The 23,322-nt window shown below is 69.6% G+C and carries 21 protein-coding genes; 14 read left to right on the top strand and 7 right to left on the bottom strand.

All coding sequences use genetic code 11. The features are described from left to right. Nucleotides 1–66: 66 nt before the first annotated feature. A complete protein-coding gene (locus tag AB5J53_RS41045) occupies nucleotides 67–354 on the bottom strand; it encodes a WhiB family transcriptional regulator (protein ID WP_369252779.1) in 288 nt (95 codons plus the stop codon). 232 nt (nucleotides 355–586) lie between these two features. Here AB5J53_RS41045 and AB5J53_RS41040 point away from each other — a divergent pair, with 232 nt between their 5' ends. After that, nucleotides 587–1,378, top strand: coding sequence for a VOC family protein (locus AB5J53_RS41040; RefSeq protein ID WP_369250673.1), 792 nt, complete (start codon nucleotides 587–589; stop codon nucleotides 1,376–1,378). A gap of 164 nt (nucleotides 1,379–1,542) precedes the next feature. On the opposite strand, the gene AB5J53_RS41035 is transcribed toward AB5J53_RS41040, so the two are convergent. Further along, nucleotides 1,543–2,589, bottom strand: coding sequence for a LacI family DNA-binding transcriptional regulator (locus AB5J53_RS41035; RefSeq protein ID WP_369250672.1), 1,047 nt, complete (start codon nucleotides 2,587–2,589; stop codon nucleotides 1,543–1,545). A 308-nt stretch (nucleotides 2,590–2,897) separates the two neighbouring features. On the opposite strand from AB5J53_RS41035, the gene AB5J53_RS41030 reads away from it, so the two are divergent. After that, nucleotides 2,898–3,620 (top strand): hypothetical protein, encoded by a 723-nt coding sequence (locus tag AB5J53_RS41030; RefSeq protein ID WP_369250671.1) that lies wholly within the window; start codon nucleotides 2,898–2,900, stop codon nucleotides 3,618–3,620. Here AB5J53_RS41030 and AB5J53_RS41025 read toward each other — a convergent pair. Then, nucleotides 3,617–4,570, bottom strand: coding sequence for a multicopper oxidase domain-containing protein (locus AB5J53_RS41025; protein ID WP_369250670.1), 954 nt, complete (start codon nucleotides 4,568–4,570; stop codon nucleotides 3,617–3,619). The two genes, AB5J53_RS41030 and AB5J53_RS41025, sit on opposite strands and share 4 nt — an antisense overlap. Nucleotides 4,571–4,756: 186 nt before the next feature. Between AB5J53_RS41025 and AB5J53_RS41020 the strand changes: the two genes are divergently transcribed. After that, nucleotides 4,757–7,276: a ThuA domain-containing protein gene (locus tag AB5J53_RS41020; RefSeq protein ID WP_369250669.1), complete on the top strand. Its 2,520-nt coding sequence runs from the start codon at nucleotides 4,757–4,759 to the stop codon at nucleotides 7,274–7,276. Further along, a complete protein-coding gene (locus AB5J53_RS41015; protein ID WP_369250668.1) occupies nucleotides 7,276–9,486 on the top strand; it encodes a family 16 glycoside hydrolase in 2,211 nt (736 codons plus the stop codon). The genes AB5J53_RS41020 and AB5J53_RS41015 overlap by 1 nt, the downstream gene beginning before the upstream one ends. A 150-nt stretch (nucleotides 9,487–9,636) precedes the next feature. Here AB5J53_RS41015 and ligD read toward each other — a convergent pair whose 3' ends face one another. Continuing rightward, on the bottom strand, nucleotides 9,637–10,653 hold the full coding sequence (ligD, locus tag AB5J53_RS41010) for a non-homologous end-joining DNA ligase (RefSeq protein ID WP_369250667.1): 1,017 nt from the start codon (nucleotides 10,651–10,653) through the stop codon (nucleotides 9,637–9,639). A gap of 74 nt (nucleotides 10,654–10,727) precedes the next feature. On the opposite strand from ligD, the gene AB5J53_RS41005 reads away from it, so the two are divergent. Together AB5J53_RS41005 and AB5J53_RS41000 are read left to right on the top strand one after the other, a co-directional pair. After that, nucleotides 10,728–11,798, top strand: coding sequence for an ATP-dependent DNA ligase (locus tag AB5J53_RS41005; RefSeq protein WP_369250666.1), 1,071 nt, complete (start codon nucleotides 10,728–10,730; stop codon nucleotides 11,796–11,798). 179 nt (nucleotides 11,799–11,977) lie between these two features. Further along, nucleotides 11,978–12,967, top strand: coding sequence for a DUF3048 domain-containing protein (locus AB5J53_RS41000; RefSeq protein ID WP_369250665.1), 990 nt, complete (start codon nucleotides 11,978–11,980; stop codon nucleotides 12,965–12,967). Between the two features lie 226 nt (nucleotides 12,968–13,193). Here AB5J53_RS41000 and AB5J53_RS40995 read toward each other — a convergent pair whose 3' ends face one another. Both AB5J53_RS40995 and AB5J53_RS40990 read right to left on the bottom strand, forming a co-directional pair. Continuing rightward, nucleotides 13,194–13,526: a hypothetical protein gene (locus AB5J53_RS40995; protein ID WP_369250664.1), complete on the bottom strand. Its 333-nt coding sequence runs from the start codon at nucleotides 13,524–13,526 to the stop codon at nucleotides 13,194–13,196. Between the two features lie 336 nt (nucleotides 13,527–13,862). After that, nucleotides 13,863–14,621, bottom strand: coding sequence for an IclR family transcriptional regulator (locus AB5J53_RS40990; protein WP_369250663.1), 759 nt, complete (start codon nucleotides 14,619–14,621; stop codon nucleotides 13,863–13,865). Between the two features lie 237 nt (nucleotides 14,622–14,858). On the opposite strand from AB5J53_RS40990, the gene AB5J53_RS40985 reads away from it, so the two are divergent. After that, nucleotides 14,859–16,184: an MFS transporter gene (locus AB5J53_RS40985; protein ID WP_369250662.1), complete on the top strand. Its 1,326-nt coding sequence runs from the start codon at nucleotides 14,859–14,861 to the stop codon at nucleotides 16,182–16,184. Here AB5J53_RS40985 and AB5J53_RS40980 read toward each other — a convergent pair. Then, the gene (locus AB5J53_RS40980) at nucleotides 16,181–16,648 is read right to left on the bottom strand and encodes a MarR family winged helix-turn-helix transcriptional regulator (protein ID WP_369250661.1); all 468 of its coding nucleotides are present in this window, start codon (nucleotides 16,646–16,648) and stop codon (nucleotides 16,181–16,183) included. The genes AB5J53_RS40985 and AB5J53_RS40980 overlap by 4 nt on opposite strands. 214 nt (nucleotides 16,649–16,862) lie before the next feature. On the opposite strand from AB5J53_RS40980, the gene AB5J53_RS40975 reads away from it, so the two are divergent. The 7 genes from AB5J53_RS40975 to pcaD are packed head-to-tail and all read left to right on the top strand — an operon-like array spanning nucleotide 16,863 to nucleotide 23,287. After that, nucleotides 16,863–17,645: a CoA transferase subunit A gene (locus tag AB5J53_RS40975; RefSeq protein WP_369250660.1), complete on the top strand. Its 783-nt coding sequence runs from the start codon at nucleotides 16,863–16,865 to the stop codon at nucleotides 17,643–17,645. After that, nucleotides 17,645–18,289 (top strand): CoA transferase subunit B, encoded by a 645-nt coding sequence (locus AB5J53_RS40970; protein ID WP_369250659.1) that lies wholly within the window; start codon nucleotides 17,645–17,647, stop codon nucleotides 18,287–18,289. Before AB5J53_RS40975 ends, AB5J53_RS40970 begins: the two co-directional genes overlap by 1 nt. After that, nucleotides 18,286–19,488, top strand: a complete 1,203-nt coding sequence (locus AB5J53_RS40965) for an acetyl-CoA C-acyltransferase (protein WP_369250658.1) — start codon at nucleotides 18,286–18,288, stop codon at nucleotides 19,486–19,488. Before AB5J53_RS40970 ends, AB5J53_RS40965 begins: the two co-directional genes overlap by 4 nt. Nucleotides 19,489–19,498: 10 nt before the next feature. Continuing rightward, nucleotides 19,499–20,269, top strand: a complete 771-nt coding sequence (pcaH, locus tag AB5J53_RS40960) for a protocatechuate 3,4-dioxygenase subunit beta (protein ID WP_369250657.1) — start codon at nucleotides 19,499–19,501, stop codon at nucleotides 20,267–20,269. Nucleotides 20,270–20,271: 2 nt separating this feature from the next. Continuing rightward, on the top strand, nucleotides 20,272–20,835 hold the full coding sequence (gene pcaG / locus AB5J53_RS40955) for a protocatechuate 3,4-dioxygenase subunit alpha (protein WP_369250656.1): 564 nt from the start codon (nucleotides 20,272–20,274) through the stop codon (nucleotides 20,833–20,835). Further along, nucleotides 20,832–22,163, top strand: a complete 1,332-nt coding sequence (gene pcaB / locus AB5J53_RS40950; RefSeq protein WP_369250655.1) for a 3-carboxy-cis,cis-muconate cycloisomerase — start codon at nucleotides 20,832–20,834, stop codon at nucleotides 22,161–22,163. Before pcaG ends, pcaB begins: the two co-directional genes overlap by 4 nt. Further along, nucleotides 22,160–23,287, top strand: coding sequence for a 3-oxoadipate enol-lactonase (pcaD, locus tag AB5J53_RS40945; RefSeq protein WP_369250654.1), 1,128 nt, complete (start codon nucleotides 22,160–22,162; stop codon nucleotides 23,285–23,287). The genes pcaB and pcaD overlap by 4 nt, the downstream gene beginning before the upstream one ends. Nucleotides 23,288–23,322: the final 35 nt, after the last annotated feature.

The raw sequence follows: 23,322 nt of genomic DNA, 5'->3' as shown, positions 1-23,322 counted from the left end.
GAGGTGCAATGTAGGTGCCCCGAAGTGGGTCTGTCCACCTGCATCCGTGCCGGAGGAGCTACCCGGTCAGTTCTGCTCCGTTCGACGGAGACAGAGGCGCTCCTTCTCGGAGAGGCCGCCCCAGACCCCGAAGCGTTCGTCGTTGTTCAGCGCGTACTCCAGGCACGCGGAACGCATCTCACACATACCGCAGATGCGCTTCGCTTCCCGCACCGAACTGCCCGGTTCGGGAAAGAAGAAGTCGGCCCCCGTCTGCGCGCACAGCGCCTGCTGCTGCCAGGCGATGTCGGCCGCAGTGATCGTTTCCAAGTGCATGGGCATGATCGTGCCTGGCGGCGAAAAACGTTCGATCAACGCGCGATCAACGGCACGTTCCGAGGCCTCCGGCAGCGTCTGATGATGGCCCCGCCGGACGGGGAAGCACACGGCGGCGCGCGGGAAGCGCGACAACAAGAAAAACTCGCCCGGTGACCCAGGGTGAGCTCTGCCGTCTCCCCGGCCCGCCCGCGCGCTGCGGCAGCGATTGTCAGTGGGCGGTGCAAGACTCGGCAGTGCAGGCAACGGGACCCCTCAAAGGAGGGCAATGATGCTCACGACCCGTTTTGTCACCGGCGCCCCGAACTGGCTGGATGTCGGCACCTCCGACATCGACGGCGCCATCTCCTTCTACGGAGGCCTCTTCGGCTGGCAGTTCCAGTCCGCGGGGCCCGACGCCGGCGGTTACGGCTTCTTCCAGCTCGACGGAAAGACCGTGGCCGGCGGCATGCAGACCACCCCGGAGCAGGGCCCGCCCTCCTGGACCGTGTACTTCCAAAGCCCCGACGCGGAGGCCACCGCCAAGGCGGCCGAGCAGGCCAAGGGCGCCGTCCTCATGCAGCCCATGGACGTGATGGGCGAGGGCCACATGGCGATCCTCGCCGACGAGGCGGGCGTGCCCTTCGGCATCTGGCAGCCGGGCCGCACCAAGGGCCTGGACGTGGCCAGTGACCCGGGCTCGCTGTGCTGGGTGGAGCTGTACACCCAGGACATCGCCGCTGCCGCCGCGTTCTACAACTCCGTGTTCGGCTGGGAGACCTCGGCCGTGCCCTTCCCGGGCGGCACCTACACCTGTATCAATCCGGCGGGGACCGAAGAGGAGGCCATGTTCGGCGGCGTCGTCCCGCTGGCCGACGACCCGACCGAGGCCGAGTCCGGCGCGTACTGGCTGCCGTACATCGAGGTCACCGACACGGACGCGGTGGTCAGCAAGGCCCAGGAGTTGGGCGGCAAGGTCCGCATGCCCGCGACGGACCTGGAGGGCGTGGGCCGCATGGCGAAGCTCGCCGACCCGTACGGGGCACGCTTCGCGGTGATCAAGAGCGCCCCGCAGCAGAGCTGAGGCCCGGATCAGTGGGGTCCCGGACGCATCGGGGCCCCACTGATGCATCGTCAACTCCTATGAACGGCAAGGCGCCGACGTGGGCCGACTCCTCCGCGGCCCCCCCGGTCACGGGGCACACGTTCGTATGGCTCCGCCGCCGCCCAGCACCAGCGCCGTGAGACCTAGGCGGAAGTCCGACGTACGAGCGTCGTCGGCAACACCACACTCGAGGGTGCGCCCACCGGGTTGTCCTCATCGGTCCCGCGGTCGAGGCGGCGCAGTAGCAGCCGGGCCATCAACCGGCCCATTTCCTCTATGTCCTGCCGGACCGTCGTCAAGGGCGGGTCCGTCTGTTCGGCGACCGGCAGCATGTCGTCGAAGCCGATCACGGCGACGTCGTCGGGCACCCGTCGTCCCCGCTCGCGCAGGACACGCAGGGCTCCCGCGGCCGACAGATCGTTCGCGGCGAACACCGCGTCCACGTCCGGGCGGCGCTCCAGCAGCTCCCGCATCGCACGCTCGCCGCCCGCGGGCGTGAAGTCCCCCTCGGCGATGAGCACGGGATCGACGTCGACCATGACGTCCCGGAACCCGTCGAGCCGGTCGACCGCGGACGTCTGGTCGAGGGCACCGGTGATGTGGGCGATGCGTGTGCGGCCGAGTCCGACGAGGTGACGTACGGCTTCGCGGGCGCCGCCCCGGTTGTCGCAGTCGACGTACACCGTGGGCACCGCGTTGCGGGGCCCGTCGCCCCAGCCGGGCCGGCCGCCGAACACGGTCGGGACGCCCGCGCCATGGATCAGTCCGGGCAAGGGGTCGTCGAGGTGCAGCGAGAAGACGAGCGCGCCGTCGACATGGCCGCCGGCGAGATAGCGGCCGACGCGAACGTGGTCGTCCCGGCCCTCCGTCAGCAGCAGCACGAGCTGCGAGTCATGTGCCGTCAACTCCTTGCTGATACCGCGGAGTTGAAGAGCGAAGAAGGGGTCGGCGAAGACCCTGGTCTCCGGTTCGGCGATCACGACGGCCACCGCGTCGTGGCGCCGGGTGACAAGGCTGCGCGCGGCCTGGTTCGGCACATACCCGAGCTCTTCGACGGCCCGCCGCACCCGCTCGACGAGCGGTTCGCGCACCCCGTCACCGCCGTTCACCACACGCGACACGGTGGCCCGGGAGACCCCGGCCCGCGCGGCCACGGCCTCCAACGTGGGGCGCGACGCTGTCCCGGTCACCTCTGGGCACCTCCTCGGCGGTTGCGGATCAGGATAGCCGCGCCGCCGCGCGCTCCGTGAGAGCGCTCCCGGATCACCGAAATCGGCTTGCGCCGACGAGTCGGGCCGGACGAAGATCACGGCATGACCATGAGAAAGGCCCATGACGCCTGACCGCCCCGCGATCCGGCTGGCCGCGTTCGCCCGCCTCCCCCGCGCCTATCGGGACCTGCACGTCGTGCAGAGCACGGTCGACGTCTTCGGGCGCGCGCACTGGCTGCTGACCGAGCGTCCCCCCCGAGCCGCGCCGCGAGAAGCCGTACGACGCCGTGGTCGTCACGGTCGAGGACGGCCGCCCGTACGAGACGCATCTCAGCGCGGTGCAGGCGGCATTCCCCACGTTCGACGCCCTTCCGGACGGCGGATTCGTCGTCGCGGACGCACGCAGCCGGGCCCGAGAGGAGCACGTACAGGTCTTCGACGCCCTCGGACGCCTCTCGTGGACGTTTCGCGTGGGAGACGGAATCGAGCACCTGCTGACCGATGAGGCCGGCGACCTGTGGGTGGGCTACTTCGACGAGGGCGTGTACGGCGACGACGAGCTCAGCTGGCCCGGGCTACGCCGTTGGAGCCACACCGGCGACCCCCTGTGGACGTACCACCCGGTGGACGGCGCGGGCGAGATCAGCGACTGCTACGCGCTCAACGTCAGCGGCCGTTCCGCCTGGGCCTGCGCCTACACCCACTTCTCCGTGCTGGAGATTCGCCCGGACTGGGGTGTGAAACCCCACGCGAACGAGGTCCGGGGCGCCAAGGGACTGGCGGTCCACGACCGTCGAGTAGCCCTTTTCGGCGGCTACGAGAACGACCACGACCGGGTCGTCATCGGCGAACTCACGGACACCGGAGTCACCGCGGTCACGCAGAGCCGCCTCGTCCACCCCGACGGCACCGGCCTCGGACGCCGTCGACTCGTCTGCCGCGGACCACGCATCTACATGCAGGAAGAGCCCTTCACGGACTGGGAGGTCCTCGACATCACCGCCCGCTAGTGCTCGTGCGGCTCATACCCCGGAATTGTCCCGTCCGTCTTCTTCACCAGGAACAACCCCACCATCCCCATGTCGGAATGGCTCTGGACGTGGCAGTGGTACATCCACGCTCCGGCCCCGACGCCCTCTCCCGCGATCACCTGGAAGCCGAAGGAGTCCGCGGGTCCGACGATCTTGTTGTCGATGACCTGGCTCGGGTCGTCGGGGCCGGTCATCATCCCCGTGCGGTTGTCGGCCCAGCGGTGACCGTGCAGGTGGAAGGTGTGGTAATACTCGCCGTGCGTGATCATCGCGATCTCGACGCGATCGCCCACCGTGGCCTCGAAGTCGGGGCCCGAGTGGGCTGGCTTGTTGTTGATCGTCATGTCGTTGAAGACGATGGTGAAGGTTCGGTCGGGGAGGATGTCGCCCTTGCGGCGGACGATCACCGGGCCGTAGAGGCCTTTGCGGATGCCGCCGGTTCCGTGTTCGGTGCCGACGACGTGGTCGTGGTAGTGCCAGTAGCCCGCACTTCCCGCACGCCAGGTGCCGTCCTTGCGGCGGCCGGGCGCGTGGGTGCGCCAGGTGTAGGTGCGGGTGCCGCCCGGCTCGACGTCGCTCTTGTTCAACTTCGTTCCGTCGCTGGAGATTTCGTAGTCGAGCCCATGGACGTGCAGGCTCGCCGTCACGTCCATCGTGTTCTCGAACTCGATGTGCAGCGTGTCGCCCTCGTTGAGCTCGATCAATGGGCCGGGAATCGACGCCTTGCCCTTTTCGAAGCCGTAGCCCATCTGCCCGTCGGCGAGCTTCTCGGCGTACAGCTTGATGTGCCGGACCTCGCCACCGGCCGGAGCGGTCCGTACCGGATCGTCGGCGCTCGCGGACGGCGGAGCCGCCGACAACGATGTCGCGCCCGTCGCGACCGCCGCCCCGCCCAGCAGCATCCGCCGATTGAAGCCGCGTCTGTCCATGCCGAACTCCCCACCCTGGTACGGAATTTACGGAGATGAACCGGTGAGACGGTAGCGGCCCGGCTCTCGTTTATCCACACTCAGGACAAAGTTTGTTCCATCGCGGTCATACCTATTGGCGAGCCGCGAAAAGAGGTCTAGCTTCCTTGGCGCTGTTGCTGTGACCGACGAGGAGTGGATGACCACATGCGGTTCACATCGCATCAAACACCGTCAGAATTACGAGGGTTGAGCGCGAGAAGACGCAGAAGCCGGCGCCGCGCCTGGGCCGCCGCCCTGGCCGCCGGAGCCGTCACCGCCGGGGTGCTCTCGGCACCGTCCGCGAGTGCGGGCCCGGCTCCGGATCCGGCGTTGACAACGATGTCCGTCAAGTCGCCACCGGGCGGGGCCAATGTACGGGTGCTGATCTTCTACGGCTCGGCGGCGGCCGGGGACGAGTCGCCGGTCGTGAACGCCGGGATCGAGGCCATCGAGAAGATCGGACTGTCCGGTCCGGCCGCGCAGCGCTTCAAGGTCGAGACGACGGACGACGCCTCGGTCTTCACGAACGAGACGAAGCTGGGCCGGTTCAACGCCGTCGTCTTCCTCACCGGTGGCGGGGACGTCCTCGACCCGGAGCAGGAGGCCGGCCTGGAGGCGTACATGAAAGCGGGCGGCGGTTTCGTCGGCGTCCATGACGCAGCCCGAGCCGAACCGTATTCGGACTGGTTCACCGGACTCATCGGTGCCCGTCCGGCGAGCACGAGCCCGACGAACGTACAGCGAGCGACCGTTGAGGTAGGCGACCGGCAGCACCCCGCCACCAAGGACCTCCCGGTCCAGTGGAAGCGCCCCGACCAGTGGCTCAACTGGGTGAAGAACCCGTCGGGCGAGGTGCACACCGTGGCCAGGGTGCGCGAGTCGACGTATCAGCCGGGTGCGAGCAAGAACGGCTGGGACCATCCCGTGAGTTGGTGCCGCGACTACGACGGCGGCCGCTCCTTCTACACCGGAATGGGCGGCACTGCTTCGTCGTACGACGAGAGCGACTTCCGTACGCATCTGCGCGGCGCCCTGCTCTGGACGACCCGGCTCGTGCAGGCCGACTGCAAGGCGGCGATCAACGCCAATTACAAGGCGGAGCGCCTGACACAGCCCAATCAGCCGGGCCAGAACGATCAGATCGGCGAGCCGCACGGGCTGGTGACCGCACCCGACGGACGGGTGCTCTACATCGGCCGCGGCGGCGCGGACTCCTCCCAGCCCGTCATCACCGACTGGAACAACCCGGACGTCGGCAAGGGCAAGGGCGAGATCCACGTCTACGACCCCAGGACCAGCAAGGTCACCCTGGCCGGCGCGCTCACCGTGTTCGGCAACAAGGGCGGCGGCGACGAGCTGATCAAGGTCGAGGAGGGCCTGCTCGGCATCGAGATCGATCCGAAGTTCGAGCAGAACGGCTGGGTGTATCTGCACTACACACCACACTCGCAGATCAACCGCGACACGCAGATGGCCGAGCGCCGCGTCTCCCGCTTCACACTCGATCTCGCCACCAACAAGCTGGACCTGAGCAGCGAGAAGGTGCTCCTCAAGTGGCCGGTGCAGATCCACAGTTGCTGCCACGCGGGCGGCGGGATGGCCTGGGATTCCAAGGGCAATCTCTACATCGCGACCGGTGACAACAACTCCAGTCGCTTCAGCGACGGTTACTCGGGCAACAACCCCGAACCCAACTACAAGGGCGTGTCGTTCGCGGACGCGCGCCGCACCGCGGGCAACACCAACAACCTCAACGGCAAGATCCTGCGCATCCACCCGGAACCCGACGGCACGTACACGCTGCCGGAGGGGAATCTCTTCACTGGTGAAGAGACCGCCGAGGGTGGCGGCAAGACCCGCGGCGAGATCTATGTCATGGGCGTCAGGAACCCCGCCCGGATCTCCGTCGACAAGAAGACCGACACCCTGTACGCCGGGTGGGTCGGCCCGGACGCGAGCGAGCCGTCGACCACATGGGGCCCCGCCAAGTACGACACCTTCGCCGTCATCACCAAGGCGAGCAACCGGGGTTGGCCGTACTGCATGGGCAACAAGCAGCCCTACCGGGACCGCAATCTGCCCGACCCGACCAAGCCGCTCGGCTGGTACGACTGCGACCACCCCAAGAACGAGTCCCCGAACAACGACGGCCTCGTCAACCTCCCGCCGGTCACCGGCAACAACATCTGGTACTCGCCCCAGGGCGGCGCACCGGACTATCCCCGCGACGCGAACGGCATCCCCTCGTACAAGCAGGAGGAGGCCACCTATCTGCTGCCGTGGCTGAAGGGCGGCGGCCAAGCGGCGATGAACGGGCCGGTCTACCGGTACGACGCCTCGATCCTCAACTCCGCGAAATGGCCCGCCTATTGGGACGGCAAGTGGTTCGTCGGCGACTTCTACGACTCCGACCAGCCACGCAACGCCGTCCTCACCGACCCGAAGACGGCCGGTGACGGCGGCCTGCCGATCCACTCCGAGTCGCTGAAGAAGATCGTGCCCATCGGCAACGACGGCATCAAGAACCTCATGGACTGGAAGTTCGGACCGGACGGCGCGCTGTATGTCCTCGACTACGGGCGCGGCTTCTTCACCTCGGACTCCAAGTCGGCACTGTGGAAGGTCACTTACACGGGTGGCGGCCCGACGCCGACCGCCGATCAACTGGCCAGGAGGGTGGAGTGATGTCCCAAAGACGTTGGTGGACGGCCTTGCTGGCGTCCCTGTTGATGGTGCTGGGCCTGACGTCGACCTCCGCGTTCGGGCGGACCGAGTCCCCGATCGCCGAGTCCCCGAGGGAAGCGGCCGCTCAGGTGCTCACCTGGACCGCCGGGGACGACATCACCCAGTACGCCTCCGTGCCGCAGACCGCGGTCGCCGGCCCGACGACGATCGTGTTCGAGAACAGCGCGGCGACCGGCAACACCACCGGAATGCCTCACACGTTGACGTTCGACGTCTCCGACCCGGAGTACAACAACGACGTCCCGCTGAACATCCTGGCCAACCCGAACGACGACCAGAGCGGCAGGCACACGGCCGAAGTCACGCTCACCCCGGGCCGCTACCGCTTCTACTGCACGATGCCGGGCCATGAACGGATGCAGGGCATCCTCGTGGTCACGGAGGGCGGCGGCTCGGACACGACGGCGCCCGAGACATCGGCCTCGGTGAGCGGCGCACAGGACTCGCAGGGCGCGTACGTCGGTTCGGCGACGGTCACGGTCGCCGCGACGGACGCGGGTTCCGGTGTCGACCGGATCGAGTACGCGCTCGAGGACGCCGGTGCCTGGCAGCCGTACACCACGCCCATCGTGGTCGACCAGGTCGGCACCCACAAGGTCCGCTATCGCGCGTTCGACAAGGCGGGCAACACCGCTGCCGAGAAGAGCGTCGACCTCACGGTGGTCGCGCCGCCGACGGACGACACGACCGCGCCCGAGACCTCGGCCACGGTGAGCGGCGAGCGGAATGCCGACGGTGCGTACATCGACATGGCTACCGTCACCGTCTCTGCCTCCGACACCGGTTCCGGAGTCAACACGATCGAGTACGCGGTCGATGCCGGCGGCTGGCAGCCCTACACGGCTCCCGTGATGGTGCACGCGCTCGGCGCCCACCAAGTGCGCTACCGCGCGAGTGACAAGGCGGGCAACACGGCAGCCGAGAAGAGCGTCGACTTCACGGTGGTGGCGCCGCCGGTCTCCGAGACGACCCCGCCGGTGACCGGGGTGAGCGTCGACGGGACGAAGAACTCCGACGGCGCGTATGTGAACAGTGCCAAGGTGACCGTGAGCGCGACGGACGAGGGTGGCTCGGGGGTCGCCGCGATCGAGTACTCCCTGGACGGCGGACCCTATCTGGCGTACTCCGCCCCGGTGTTGGTCGACCGCGTCGGCGCCCACACGGTGGCGTACCGGGCGAGCGACAAGGCGGGCAACATGTCGCAGCCGCGCGCCGTGAGCTTCACGGTCGCGTCGGGCGGCGGCGTGCCTGCGCCCAACTGCGCCGAGTACGACGAGCGGTTGACGGTGATCGTGGGGACGGTCGACTCGGGTGTACCGAACCGGGTCACCAACAACCGTTGCCGTATCAATGAGTTGATCGAGGACGAGAAGGAGTGGACCTCCCAGGCGCTGTTCCTCAAGCACGTCAAGACCGTCCTGGACAGGCTTCTCGAGGAAGGTGTCATCGACCAGCGCGAGTACAACAGGATCAACAAGGCGGCCAAGCAGTCCGGCATCGGCAAGCCGGGCCAGACCGACGGCTACCGCAAGATCTTCGACGGCTCGCAGGAGTCCTTCGCGCGGTGGGAGCACGTGGGTGGCGGTTCGTTCGGACTGAACACCGACGGGTCGATCACGTCCGGCACCACGCAGGGCGGGCTCGGCATGCTGTGGTTCCCCGAGCGCAAGTACGGCGACTTCTCGCTGAAGCTCCAGTGGCGTGACGACGCTCCCGGGACAGGGAACGCCAACTCCGGTGTGTTCGTGCGGTTCCCGTGGGTCCATGACCACCCGGAGGAGACACGGCCGGAGTGGGTCGCCATCAAGTACGGGCACGAGGTGCAGGTGCTCGACCGGCCCGACGGCGACATGTACAAGACGGGCTCGATCTACGGCTTCGACCGTGTGGGCCTTGCCGGTGCGGGCGTCACCCAGAAGGGCACGTGGAACGACTACGAGATCCGTGTGGTCGACCAGCACTACTCGGTCTACCGCAACGGCGTGCTGATCAACGAGTTCGACAATATCGGCGGCCAGGACTTCTCTCCGCCGCGCTCGGACGACCCGGGCACGGACGGACGGCGGTTCGCCTCCGGCTACGTCGGACTCCAGGTGCACAGCACGACGGACGTGATCTCGTACCGGGACATCCGGATCAAGGAGCTGTAAGGCGCCGAAGGAAGAAGCTGTAGGAGGGAGTTGTGAGGGGTCGGGGGACGTCCGTCCCGTCCGAGCCGCTGTCAGTGGCGTGCGGCATGCTGTGACCGGTGGCTGCCGCACGCCACGCCGCCACGACGGTCTGCCTGGTCGAGATGGGGGCTAGCTGTCCTCGTGCTTGGCGCGGCTCGGCTGCACCCGCTTCGGCTCGCCCGGCATCTTCGGGTACTCGGGCGGGTAGGGCAGATCACCCAGGCCGTGGTCGTGCTCGTCGCGGCTGGCGAGTTCCAGCAGGGACTCCAGGGAGAAGGCGTGGTCGTCCATGTCTGCGTGCACATCGCCCAGTTCGGCGAAGCGCCGCGGCATGGTCCCCAGGTCGAAGTCGCGGGGCTGGGCGTCGTCCACCTCGTCCCAGCGCAGGGGCGCGGAGACGGGGGCGTGCGGGCGGGGCCGTACCGAATAGGCGGAGGCGATGGTGCGGTCTCGGGCGGTCTGGTTGTAGTCCACGAAGATCTTCTCGCCCCTTTCCTCCTTCCACCAGGCGGTGGTGACCTGGTCGGGCATACGGCGCTCCAGTTCACGCCCGACGGCGATGGCGGCCCGGCGCACCTGTGTGAAGGTCCAGCGCGGCTGGATCGGCACGAAGACATGCAGGCCCCGGCCGCCGGAGGTCTTGGGCCAGCCGCGCAGATCACCGTATTCGTGCAGCACCTCCCGCAGTTCGTGGGCGGCGCGCACCGCGTCGGCGTAGTCCGTACCGGGCTGCGGGTCGAGGTCGATGCGGAGTTCGTCGGGGCGGTCGACGTCGTCACGGCGGACCGGCCACGGGTGGAAGGTGAGCGTGCCGAACTGGGCGGCCCACAGGACGGCGGCGGGCTCGGTCGGGCACATCTCGTCCGCGCTGCGGCCGCTGGGGAAGGTGATGTGGGCGGTCGGGATCCAGTCGGGCATGTTCTTGGGGGCCCGCTTCTGGAAGAAGGACTCGCCGCTCACGCCGTCCGGGTACCGCTCCAGGGTGGTGGGGCGGTTACGGAGGGCGCGCAGGATGCCGTCGCCGACGGCGAGGTAGTACTGGGCGAGGTCCAGCTTCGTGAAGCCGCGCTCCGGGAAGAAGACCTTGCCCGGGCTGGACAGACGTACGGTCCTCCCGGCTGCCTCGAGTTCCACCGCATCGCCCATGCGAGCCACGGTAGGCGCCGCGCGCACACCTCGCACACCGGGCGGACGGCCGTATCACCGCGCAGAATCGGAACATGGACCTGCCGGTGATGCCACCTGTGAAGCCGATGCTCGCCAAGTCCGTGGCCAGGATCCCGCCTGACATGCACTACGAGGCGAAGTGGGACGGCTTCCGGGCGATCGTGTTCCGCGACGGCGGTGAGGTCGAGATCGGCAGTCGCACCGGGAAACCGCTGACCAGGTACTTTCCCGAACTCGTCGAAGCGCTGCGGGAACGGCTGCCGGAGCGTTGTGTGATGGACGGCGAGATCGTGATCGCGCGGGAAGGACGGCTCGACTTCGACGCGCTCACGGAGCGGATCCATCCGGCGGACTCACGGGTGCGGATGCTGGCCGAGAAGACCCCCGCCTCCTTCGTGGCCTTCGATCTGCTGGCGCTCGCCGACGAGTCACTGCTCGACGTCCCACTGGGCGACCGGCGCGCGCTGCTGGTGATGGCACTGTCCGGAGTGACGGCGCCGGTCCATGTGGCGCCGGCGACCACGGACCGCGAGGTGGCGCAGCGGTGGTTCGAGCAGTACGAGGGCGCGGGCCTCGACGGGGTGATCGCCAAACCGCTCACCGTGCCCTATCTGCAGGACGAGCGCGCCATGTTCAAGATCAAGCACGAACGGACGGCGGACGTCGTCGTCGCCGGTTACCGCTTCCACAAGAGCGGACCGATCGTCGGCTCTCTGCTGCTGGGTCTGTACGACGACGAGGGCACCCTCCAGCACGTCGGCGTGAGCGCCGCGTTCCCGATGAAGCGGCGCGCTGAGCTGGTGGAGGAGCTGGAGCCGCTGCGGTTGGAGGATGTCGAGGAACACCCGTGGGCGGCCTGGGCGGACGAGGCGGCGCACGAGACGGCGCGGTTGCCGGGGGCGCCCAGCAGATGGTCGTCGAAGAAGGACCTCTCCTGGGTGCCCGTGCGGCCCGAGCGGGTGGCCGAGGTGGCCTACGACCACATGGAGAACGGCGTGCGGTTCCGCCACACGGCCCGCTTCCGCCGCTGGCGCCCCGACCGGACGGCCGAGAGCTGCACGTACAGCCAGTTGGAGGAGCCGGTGGGATACGACCTCGCGGAGATCTTCGGACCGCAGGACTGACCGCCGCCGGTCGGCCCGCCGTTCACCCCCACGCACACAGTCACGCGCAGAGACTCACGCGAAGAGACCTCTCGCCTGATCGGGTTCGGCAGCGCACGTAATCAGAATCGAACGGGTATGGCCACCGATGAATCTTTAAGCGCACAATCAGTGTCACAGAACGGGGGCGCACGGTGGGTATGCGACAGCTGGCGCGGATGCGGCGCGGCGCGATGACGGCGGCGCTGCTGGCCGCAGTGACGGGCTCTCTGATGACCGGCTGCACCGCGGGGGGCGGCGCGACCGATGACGGGCGCGGCCGGACACAGGGGCCCACGGCAGGCAACGACGGCACAGGCAACGACGGCACGGCGAAGAGCGGTTCGGTGCTCGCCGTGAAGATCGACAATGTGCGGGCGGCTCGCCCCCAGACGGGTCTGGACGCGGCCGACGTCGTGTACGCGGAGCAGGTCGAGGGGGGTCTCAGTCGGCTGATGGCGGTCTACGCGAGCCGGTTCCCGAAGGTCGTCGGGCCCGTGCGCAGTGCCCGCGAGTCGGACCTGGAGCTGTTGCGCCAGTTCGACGAGCCGACGCTCGCCTTCTCGGGGGCGCAGCACAAGCTGCTGCCGCTGATCGACAAGGCCCCGCTGCACGCGCAGCCGCCGGAAAGCGTGTCTGGCGCCTACTACCGGGGCACGGACAAGCCCGCGCCGCACAATCTCTATCTGCGTCCGCAGCGGCTGGTCGGATCCGCGCCGGGCAGCGCCGCCCTCACCACCGGGTTCCACTTCGGCAAGGCGCCCGCGGGCGGCAGCCCGGAGACCTCACGCACCGTGCGCTTCCCTGCTGCACGCTTCACCTTCACCTGGTCCGACAGCCGACAGCGCTGGCTGGTGGACATGGACGGGACGCCCACCGTGACGACCGAGGGCAAGAAGGTGGCTCCGGCCACGGTGGTCGTGCAGTACGTGAAGGTGCGCGCGTCCCAGTTCCACGACGTCCTGGGCAACAACACGCCGTACACGGAGACGGTGGGCTCGGGGAAGGCGAAGGTGCTGCGCGACGGCCGTGTCTTCGACGCGAACTGGGCGCGCCCCAGCGCGACGGACGGCACGGAGTTCACGACGACGGGCGGTGCGCCGATGAACTTCGCGCAGGGCCAGGTGTGGGTGGTCTTCGCGAAGGCGTGACCGGTGCGGCCGATCGGGCCCGACCGAACGGGAGCCGGCCTCACGAGATGCGGCCGACCGGACACGACCGAACGGGAATCGACCCGACGGGAGCCGGCGGACCGGACACGAACGAACGGGAATCGACCCGACGGGAGCCGGCCGACCGGCCCCGACCGGATGGGCCTCGCCCCAACAGGACCCGACGCAACCGAAGCTGTCCGCACAGGAGTCGACCGGATGGGGGCTAGGACCGCCGCCCCAAGCGCCGCTCGATCGCTGCTTCCGCCTCCTGGCGCGCGGCGGTGAGCGCATGCCGTGCGTCGTCGACCGAGTCGAGCCCCACGGCGGCCGCAATGTCCTCCCAGCGAGCGCCCGCGGTGAGCAGCGCCTCGACCGCCGCGCCGACGGCGGCCGCCGACGCACGGCGGGCGCGGTCGAGTTCGGCGAGCGTGCGCAGCAGATCGGGGGCGGTCGCGGCGTCGGCGAGGCCGTCCTGCGCCGTGTGCCGCGCCTGGTCGGCGGTGACCCACCAGTCCGCGGGGGTGTGCGGGGCACGGGTGATGAGGGTCTGGCTCACGGTGGGCCGCCTTCCTTCCCGGGGTGCCGCATGCGGGGCGATGCGGGAGCCTCAGTCTAGCCACCGTTCCATTGAATGGTACGCGTGGTCCGTCCAGCGGACCAGTGGCGGCACTCAGGACAATCCCGACTTGCGGGGCTCGAACGGCTCGCGGGGCACGAACGACTCGCGCGCCACGAACGACTCGCGGGGGCACGTACGACTCGCGGGGCACGAGCGCGAGCACCCTGCGCACGAGCCGCTCACCCCGGCCGACCAGCCGGCCTCACAGCGACCGCACTGCGGCCGTATGGCATCCCTGCGGCGCCCCATGGGGCCGGCACCCCCTCGAAAACCTCACCCCTCGAACGGCAGCCCCGCCCTCCCCAGCTCCCCCGCCGCCACCGTCAGCCCCTCGGCAAATCGCGCCACGCGCTCCTGCGTGAACCGCGTGCTCGGACCGCCGAAGGACAGTGCCGCCACCACGCCCCCGCCTCTCCCCCGCACCGGCACGGCCACCGCGGACAGCCCTTCCTCGCGCTCCCCGTGGCTCACGGCGTACCCGTGTTCGCGTGCCTGAGCGATCCAGGAGTTCAGGGTGTCCAGGTGGGCGATTCCGTACGGTGAGGCCTCCGCGACCTTGCGCAGCAGCGCGTCCGGCGCGTCCACCAGCAGGGCCTTGGCGACGCCGCCCGCCCACAAGGGGAGTTCGTCTCCGACGCGGACAACGTGCCGGAGCGTCTGGGGCCCTTCCTCCTGGGCGATGCAGACGCGGTGGATGTCACGGCGTACATACAGGTGCACCGTCTCCTTGTGCTCGGCGGCGAGGTCGCGCAGAATCACACCGGCCGCGGGCGGCAGCCGCCAGGCCTGTTCGGCGAGACGGGACCAGCGCAGCAGGGCGGGGCCCGCGATGTAGCGGCCGTGTTCGTCGACCCACAGCAGGCCGTTCATCCGAAGCGTCCCCAGGATCCGCAGGACCGTCGTCTTGGGCAGCCCGGAGGCGGTGACGATCTCGCGGAGGGACATGGCGGGGCGGCTCTCGTCGAAGAGCCCGAGGATGTCGATCGCCCGCTGGACGGTCCGCATGCCTGCCGGTTCGGACTCGGCTGCCATCTGTTCCTCCTCGACAACGGACCGCGGTGCGGTCCCCCAGACGTATCTGGCAACTCTGCACCCGCACGGTACTCCGTGGAGGTCCGCTGAGCGGACCCACACCTGATCCCCGAAACCCCGCCATCACCCCTTGTTGATCCTCAGTGCACGTCGTATCGTCACCACGGCTCGGACCAGTCGGTCCGCACAGTGGACCTGAGCCATGACCCATACTGGAACGGCCGCAAAGGAGCAGCCATGAGCACTGCCGTCACGTCCCCGTCCGCTCCGGCGGATCAGACGGCCCGCCCGGCGCGCGGCAAGGCCCGGTACGGTCTGCTGGTCTCGCTGTTCATGATCACCGCGATCAACTACCTCGACCGCACGAACATGGCGGTCGCCCTCCCCCACATCACCGACGAGTTCAAGCTGTCCGCCACCGAGGCGGGCCTGATCCTGTCGGCCTTCTCGTGGGTGTACGCGGCACTCCAGGTGCCCGGCGGCCGGCTGGTCGACAGGATCGGGCCGAAGCTGGCGTTCGGCTACGCGATGGTCGGCTGGTCCCTGTGCACCGTCGCGTTCTTCTTCGCGCGCTCCTTCGGTGTGGTGATCGGGCTGCGAGTCGGCCTCGGTCTCTTCGAGACACCCGCGTTCCCGGCCAACAACCGGCTGGTCAGCAACTGGTTCCCGAGCAAGGAGCGCGGCCGGGCCACCGCCTGGTACACGGCCGGCGAGTACGTCGGCCTCGCGGTCGCGGTTCCGCTGCTGTCCCTGCTGGTCGTGTACTTCGGCTGGCCGTCGATCTTCCTGGCGACGGGCATCGCCGGTCTGCTCTTCTCGGCCGTCTGGTTCAAGCGGGTCCACGACACCCCGGAGCAGAGCCCGCGGGTGAGCGCCGAGGAACTCGCGCACATCCGCCAGGACGGCGAGGGCACCCCGGACGAGCAGGCCGCCGGGCGAACCGAGACCACCTGGCAGGGGCTGGCGATCCTGGTGGGAAGCCGCCGGATGTGGGGGCTGTTCGTCGCGCAGTTCGCCAACACCTCGGTGCTGTTCTTCTTCCTGACCTGGTTCCCCAGCTATCTCGTCGACGAGAAGCACATGGACACCATCAAGGCGGGCTTCTGGGGTTCGCTGCCCTACATCTCCGCCATGGTGGGCGTGGTGCTCGCGGGCTGGGGCTCGGACCGGCTGCTGCGCAGCGGCATGTCACGGACGTGGGCGCGCAAGCTGCCCGTGATGACGGGGCTGTGCCTGGCTCCGATCATCGTCGCCGCCAACTTCACCGACTCCGTACCTCTGGTCATCTTCTTCATGTCGGCGGCGTTCTTCGCACAGGGCTTCATGCAGCTCGGCTGGGCGGCGCTGTCCGACATCGCGCCGGTCCGCCTGATGGGCCTGGCGGGCGGCACGTTCAGCTTCGCGGCCAATCTCGGCGGCGCGCTCGCCCCGGTCGTCATCGGCGTGATCATCGACCGTACGGGCTCGATGGCGGGCGGCCTGGTCTACGTCGCCGCGCTCTCGGTGGCCGGATTCCTGGCGTACGCCTTCCTCATGGACAGAGTCGAGCGCCTGGAGGCCTAGGCCTTCGAGGACGCCAGGGGCTCCGCCGGGTTGCGGAGCCCCTCCGCGGCGTCCGAGACCCGCTGGATGAGGTCGAAGAACATCGCCTGCTCCTCGGTGGAGAGCGGGGCCAGGAAGACCTGGTTCATCCGCGCGGTGCGGACGGTCAGCTTGCGGTGCGTACGCGTGCCCTCGTCCGTGAGGCGCAGCAGGAAGCGGCGGCCGTCCTGCGGGTCGCGCACCTTGTCGAGCAGACCGCGGCGGCCGAGCCGGCTGATGACCTCAGCGATGGTTGACCTGTCGAGCCCCACCCGCTCCCCCACTGTTCGCTGGTCCAGGCCCGGCTCCGCGACGAGCGCGTTCAGGACCGCGAACTGCGGCGAGGTGATCTCCTCGGAGACCATGGTGTTCCACAGCAGGTAGTGCGCCTGCTGCAGTCGCCGGGCCAGGTGCCCGGGGTGGGTGGAGAGATCCACCGCGGCCATATGCGCTCCTCAACTCAACGATTCGTTGGTGTACTGAACAATACCCGGGCGCTGCGGGACCCGTCTCGCCCTATGCCGAGACTCTCACCTGCGGATTCATCGAGGGTCTTGACGGGCCAGGGATCGGATGGCAGCGTGTTTGAAACCTCGAAGAAATAATCAGTGCCCTGATTAATTGAGATGCTGAACGCTCGGGAGAGATGGGGCTTCACGGATGGACAAGGTGGTCGCCACGGCCCTTGAGGCAGTGGCCGATGTGCCGGACGGCGCGACACTCGCGGTCGGTGGATTCGGCCTGAGTGGGGTGCCGAACGTGCTGATCGAGGCGCTGTACGAGCGTGGCGTATCCGGCCTCGGTGTGGTCTCCAACAACTGCGGGGCCATGGAGTCCGGCCTCGCGATCCTGCTCGCGGCCGGGCGGATCGCCCGCGTCACCGGCTCGTACATCGGGGCGAACAAGGAGTTCGCACGGCAGTACCTGGCCGGTGAGCTGGAGGTGGAGATGATCCCGCAGGGCACGCTCGCCGAGCGGCTGCGCGCGGGCGGCGCCGGGATCCCCGCGTTCTACACCCCGGCCGGAGTGGGTACTCAGGTCGCGGACGGCGGACTGCCGTGGCGTTACGACGGCCAGGGCGGCGTCGCGCTGGCCTCCCCGCCGAAGGAGGTGCGCGAGTTCGACGGCACCGAATACGTGCTGGAGCACGGCATCCGCACCGACTTCGCCCTCGTACGGGCCGCCAAGGGCGACCGGCACGGCAACCTGGTCTTCAACAAGTCCACCCGGAATTTCAACCCGCTGGCCGCGATGGCCGGCCGGGTGACGATAGCCGAGGTGGAGGAGCTGGTGGAGCCGGGCGAGATCGACCCGGACGCGGTGCATCTGCCGGGCATCTTCGTGCAGCGCGTCGTCGCGCTCACCCCGGAGCAGGCGAGGGCCAAGATGATCGAGCAGCGGACGGTGTCGGCGCCCGCGGCGGATGGAACGGTGAGCGAGTAATGGCCTGGAGCAGGCAAGAGATGGCCGCCCGCGCCGCGCGCGAGCTCGAGGACGGCCAGTATGTGAACCTCGGCATCGGCCTGCCGACGCTGATCCCCAACTACCTCCCGCCGGGCGTGGAGGTGATCCTGGAGTCCGAGAACGGCATCCTGGGCACCGGCCCCTATCCCACCGAGGACCAGGTCGACCCGGATCTCATCAACGCGGGCAAGGAGACCGTCACCGTCCTGCCGGGGGCTTCGTACTTCGACTCGTCACTGTCCTTCGGGATGATCCGCGGCGGGCACATCGACGTGGCCGTGCTCGGCGCGATGCAGGTGTCCGCGGGTGGCGACCTCGCCAACTGGGCGATCCCCGGCAAGATGATCACCGGGATCGGCGGAGCGATGGACCTGGTCCACGGCGCCCGCACGGTCATCGTCGTGATGACGCACACGGCCAAGGACGGCTCGGCGAAGATCCTCGAGGAGTGCGCGCTGCCGCTCACGGGCAAGGCGTGTGTGAACCGGATCATCACCGATCTCGGCGTCCTCGACGTCACCGCCGAGGGGCTGGTGCTCGTCGAGACCGCGCCGGGCGTCACCGTCGAGGAGATCGTGGCGAAGACGGCCGCGAAGATCCGCGTTCCCGAGGAGACCTCATGAAGGACGTCTACATCGTCGATGCGGTCCGCACCCCCATCGGCAAGTACAACGGGTCGCTGGCCGCCGTCCGCCCGGACGACCTCGCCGCCCATGCCATCCGTGAACTCCTCGCCCGTACCCCGGACCTGGACCCGTCCCGGATCGAGGACGTGTACTTCGGCAACGCCAACGGCGCCGGCGAGGAGAACCGCAACGTCGGCCGCATGGCCGCCCTGCTCGCCGGACTGCCCACCTCGGTCCCGGGCGTGACCGTCAACCGGCTGTGCGCCTCCGGGCTCGAAGCCGTCATCCAGGCCGCGCGGGCCATCGCGCTCGGCGACGCCTCCATCGCCCTGGCCGGCGGCGTCGAGTCGATGACCCGCGCCCCCTACGTGCTGCCGAAGAGCGACCGGCCCTTCCCGGCCGGACACGCCGAGCTGTACTCCACCACGCTCGGCTGGCGCATGGTCAACCCGAAGATGGACCCACAGTGGACCATCCCATTGGGCGAGTCGGCCGAACTCATCGCCGAGAAGCACAAGATCACGCGTGAGCAGCAGGACGAATTCGCCCTCGCCAGCCACCGCAAGGCGGCCCAGGCACAGGCGGACGGCCTGTTCGACGGCGAGATCGCCCCCGTCTCCCTGCCGCAGCGCAAGGGCGACCCGGTCGTCTTCGGCGCCGACGAGTGCGTACGCGCCGAGGCATCCCTGGAGGCCATGGCCAGACTGAAGCCGTCCTTCCGCACCGAGAACGGCACGGTGACGGCGGGCAACGCCTCGCCCCTGAACGACGGTGCGGCCGCCCTGCTCCTCGTCGACGAGGAGGGACTGAAGGCCACCGGCCGGGAGCCCCTCGCCCGTATCAGCGCGACCGGCGTCTCCGCGATCGACCCGCAGTACTTCGGACTCGCCCCCGTCGAGGCCGTGAACCGCGCACTCGCCAAGTCGGGCAAGCGATTTGACGATCTGTCGACGCTGGAACTGAACGAGGCCTTCGCCGCGCAGGTCCTCGGCTGCCTCGCCGAATGGCCCGAGTTCGACCCGCAGATCCTCAACCCGCAGGGCGGCGCCATCGCCCTCGGTCACCCCCTCGGCGCGTCCGGCGCCCGGCTCGCCGGAACCGTCGCCCACCAACTCGCCCGTCAGGGCTCAGGAGTTGGTGTCGCCACCCTCTGCATCGGTGTGGGCCAGGGCCTCGCCCTCGTCCTCGAACGATAGGAAGTCGACCATGGCTCTCACTCAGTCGGACATCGACGTCGAGATCAAGGATCTCCAGGACGCGTACGACAAGGCGGTCGCCGGCGGCGCCCCGGTCCAGCACCACCCCTCGCGCGACTACCCCCCGTACCGCAGCTCCATCCTGCGCCACCCCAAGCAGCCACTGGTCGCCGTGAACGGCGGCGACCCGGAGACGGTCGAGCTGTCGGGTCCGGTCTTCGGCGTCACCGACATCACCGAGATCGACAACGACCTGACCCGCCGGCACCGGGGCGAACCGATCGGCGAGCGCATGACCGTCTCGGGCCGGCTGCTCGACCGCGCCGGCCGTCCCGTACGCGGCCAGCTCGTCGAGATCTGGCAGGCCAACGCCGCCGGCCGCTACGCCCATCTGCGCGAGCAGCACCCGGCGCCGCTCGACCCCAACTTCACCGGTGTGGGACGCACCCTGACGGACGATCAGGGCCGGTACACGTTCACCACCATCAAGCCGGGCCCGTACCCGTGGGGCAACCACACCAACGCGTGGCGGCCCGCGCACATCCACTTCTCGGTCTTCGGCACCGCGTTCACCCAGCGGCTCGTGACGCAGATGTACTTCCCCAGCGACCCGCTGTTCCGGTACGACCCGATCCTGCAGTCCGTGACGGACGAGGCGGCCCGCAACCGGCTTGTCGCCGCCTACAACCACGACCTCTCCCAGCCCGAGTTCTCGATGGGCTACGAGTGGGACATCGTCCTCGACGGTCCCTCCGCCACCTGGATCGAAGAAGGCCGCTGAACATGACCGAGCAGTTGCTCCCCACCCCGTCCCACACCATCGGCCCCTTCTACGGCCACGCGCTCCCCTTCCCCGGGGGCGCGGACGTCGCGCCCCCGGGCCACCCCGAGACCATCACCCTGCACGGGTACGTGTTCGACGGCGCGGGCACACCGATCCCCGACGCCCTGCTGGACTTCTGGCAGGCGGCGCCCGACGGCTCCCTGAAGGGCGCTCCCGGCTCGATGCGCCGCGACCCGTCGACGGGCGGCTTCCTGGGCCGCAACGGCGTCGACTTCACGGGCTTCGGTCGGGTCGCCACGGACGCCGACGGGCACTACGCGCTGCGCACGCTGCCGCCGGGAAACGCCGGGCTGCCGTACATCAGCGTGTGCGTGTTCGCGCGCGGTCTGGTGCACCACCTCTTCACCCGCGCCTACCTCGCCGACGGCGCCGACCCGCTGCTCGACTCGCTCCCGGCCGACCGGCGCGCCACGCTGATCGCGGCCGAGGGGACGAACCGCACGTACCGTTTCGACATCCGCCTTCAGGGCGAAGGCGAAACGGTCTTCCTGGAGTTCCAGTGACAGCTGTCGGCCCTGCCGATTCCGACGCCCTGCTCTCCCCCGGGTGGGCGGGCTCCCCGGCCGCGTCCGCGACGAGCGGCACCGCGTATCTGCGGGCGCTGCTCGACGCGGAGGCCGCGCTGACCCGCGCCCAGGCATCACTCGGGCTGGCCCCGTCGGAGGCGGCATCGGCGGTGTCCTCGGCGGCCGACGCCCCCGGCTTCGACGTCGCGGCGATCGCGCTGCGCGCGCGAAGCGGCGGCAATCCCGTGATCCCGCTGGTCGCGGACCTGACGGCCGCCGTCGGCAAGGAGTACGGCCCCTACGTCCACCGCGGCGCGACGAGCCAGGACATCATGGACTCGGCGACCATGCTGGTCGCCGCACGCACGCTGGACCTCGTCCTGGACGACCTCGGCCGCACGGAGCAGGCGCTGGCCCGGCTCGCCGCGGACCACCGCGACACGGCGATGTCCGGCCGGACCCTGACCCAGCACGCCGTGCCGACCACCTTCGGGCTGAAGGCCGCGGGGTGGCGATCGCTGGTGCTGGACGCCCGGGACCGCCTCGCGGGCGTCCGGCTTCCCGCCCAACTGGGCGGTGCCGCCGGGACGTTGGCCGCCTTCACCGCGTTCGGTGCCGAGGACACTCGGGCCCTCGTTGCGGCGTACGCCCAGGAACTCGGCCTCGCCGAACCCGTGCTGCCCTGGCACACCCTCCGTACGCCGATCGCCGATCTGGCCGGAGCACTGGCGTTCACCGCCGGAGCCCTGGGCAAGATCGCCGTCGACGTGCTCACCCTCGCCCGCACCGAGATCGCCGAGGTCGCCGAGGGCTCCGGCGGCGGATCGTCCGCGATGCCGCACAAGACCAACCCTGTCCGGGCCACCCTCGTCGCCGCCGCGGCCCGCCGGGCGCCACAGCTCGCGGCGACGCTCTACGGGGCGATGCCGGCCGAGGACGAGCGCCCGGCAGGGGCCTGGCACGCCGAGTGGGAGCCCCTGCGGGATCTGCTCCGGCTGGTCGGCGGGGCCTCGCGCGATGCCGCCGAACTGGCGGAGGGGCTCCGGGTGAACGCGGACACCATGCGTGAACACCTCGATCTGACCCACGGGTTGATCGTCTCCGAGCGGCTGGCCGTCGAGCTCGCTCCCGTGCTCGGGCGGGCCCGCGCCAAGGAGCTGCTGACGCGGGCCGCGCAGCGCGCCGTCGCCGAGAACCGGCCCCTCGTGGACGTGCTCGGCGAGGAGCCGGAGCTCAAGGAGCTCGACCTCGCGGACCTCACCGACCCCACCCGCTACACGGGCTCCGCCGGAGCCCTCACCGACCGTGCTCTGGAGCGACGTTGACCGACAGACTGCTCAACCACCGCGCCGAGGGTCCCACCACCGCTCCCCCGCTGCTCCTCGGGCCCTCGCTCGGCACGTCGTACGCCCTGTGGGACAAGGTCGCGCCCGAGCTGTCCGTCACCCACCGGGTGGTCCGCTGGGATCTGCCGGGTCACGGTGGTTCGGCCGCGGACCTGATCGGGCCCGGCGCGAGCGTCGCCGACCTCGCGGGGCTGGTGCTCGCCCTCGCCGACTCGCTCGGCATCGACCGGTTCGCGTACGCGGGTGTCTCGCTCGGTGGCGCGGTCGGTCTGCATCTGGCCGCGCACCACCCGGAGCGTCTGGAAAGCCTCGCCGTCATCTGCTCGTCCGCGCACTTCAACGGCTCCAAGCCGTGGGAGGAGCGGGCGGAGACCGTGCGCCGCGAGGGCCTCGCCGCGCTCGCGGCAACCGCGAACGCCCGCTGGTTCACGCCCGGCTTCACCGTGCCCGAGCTGGTGGAGGACCATCGCACCGCGGAGCCGGAAGCGTACGCCGCCTGCTGTGACGCGCTCGCCGCCTTCGACATCCGGGAGCGGCTGTCGTCGATCACCGTGCCGACCCTGCTCATCGCGGGCCGCGAGGATCCGGCGACGCCGCCCGCGCATCTGCGGGAGATCGCGGACGCGGTGCCGGGCGCCTCGCTCACCGAGATCGCGGGCGCCTCGCATCTGGCGCCCGCGGAGCGCCCGGAGGCTGTGCTCGCCGCGCTGCGCGGACACTTCGACGGGTACGCGCAGCGAGGCATGGAGGTGCGCCGTCAGGTCCTCGGCGACGAGCACGTGGACCGCGCGCAGGCACGGCAGACGCCCTTCACCGCCCGTTTCCAGGACTTCATCTCGCGCTATGCGTGGGGCGAGATCTGGACGGATCCCACGCTGGCGCGCCGTGAGCGCAGCATGATCACGCTGACCGCGCTGGTGGCGCAGGGCCACTACGACGAGCTGGCCATGCACGTCCGCGCGGCCCGGCGCAACGGCCTCACGCCCGAGGAGATCGGCGCGGTGCTGCTGCAGACGGCCGTGTACTGCGGTGTTCCGGCGGCGAACTCCGCGTTCGCGGTGGCGCAACGGGTACTGGCGGAGGAAGACAAGAGCGGTGGGTGACCCTGCTGGTCGTAGCTTCAACGGCACCTCGTGCA

Origin of the sequence: Streptomyces sp. R41 (assembly GCF_041053055.1) — a bacterium.
Classification (GTDB): domain Bacteria; phylum Actinomycetota; class Actinomycetes; order Streptomycetales; family Streptomycetaceae; genus Streptomyces.
The sequence above is the reverse complement of the archived record's forward strand: the minus strand, read 5'-3'. Positions and strand labels throughout refer to the sequence as shown.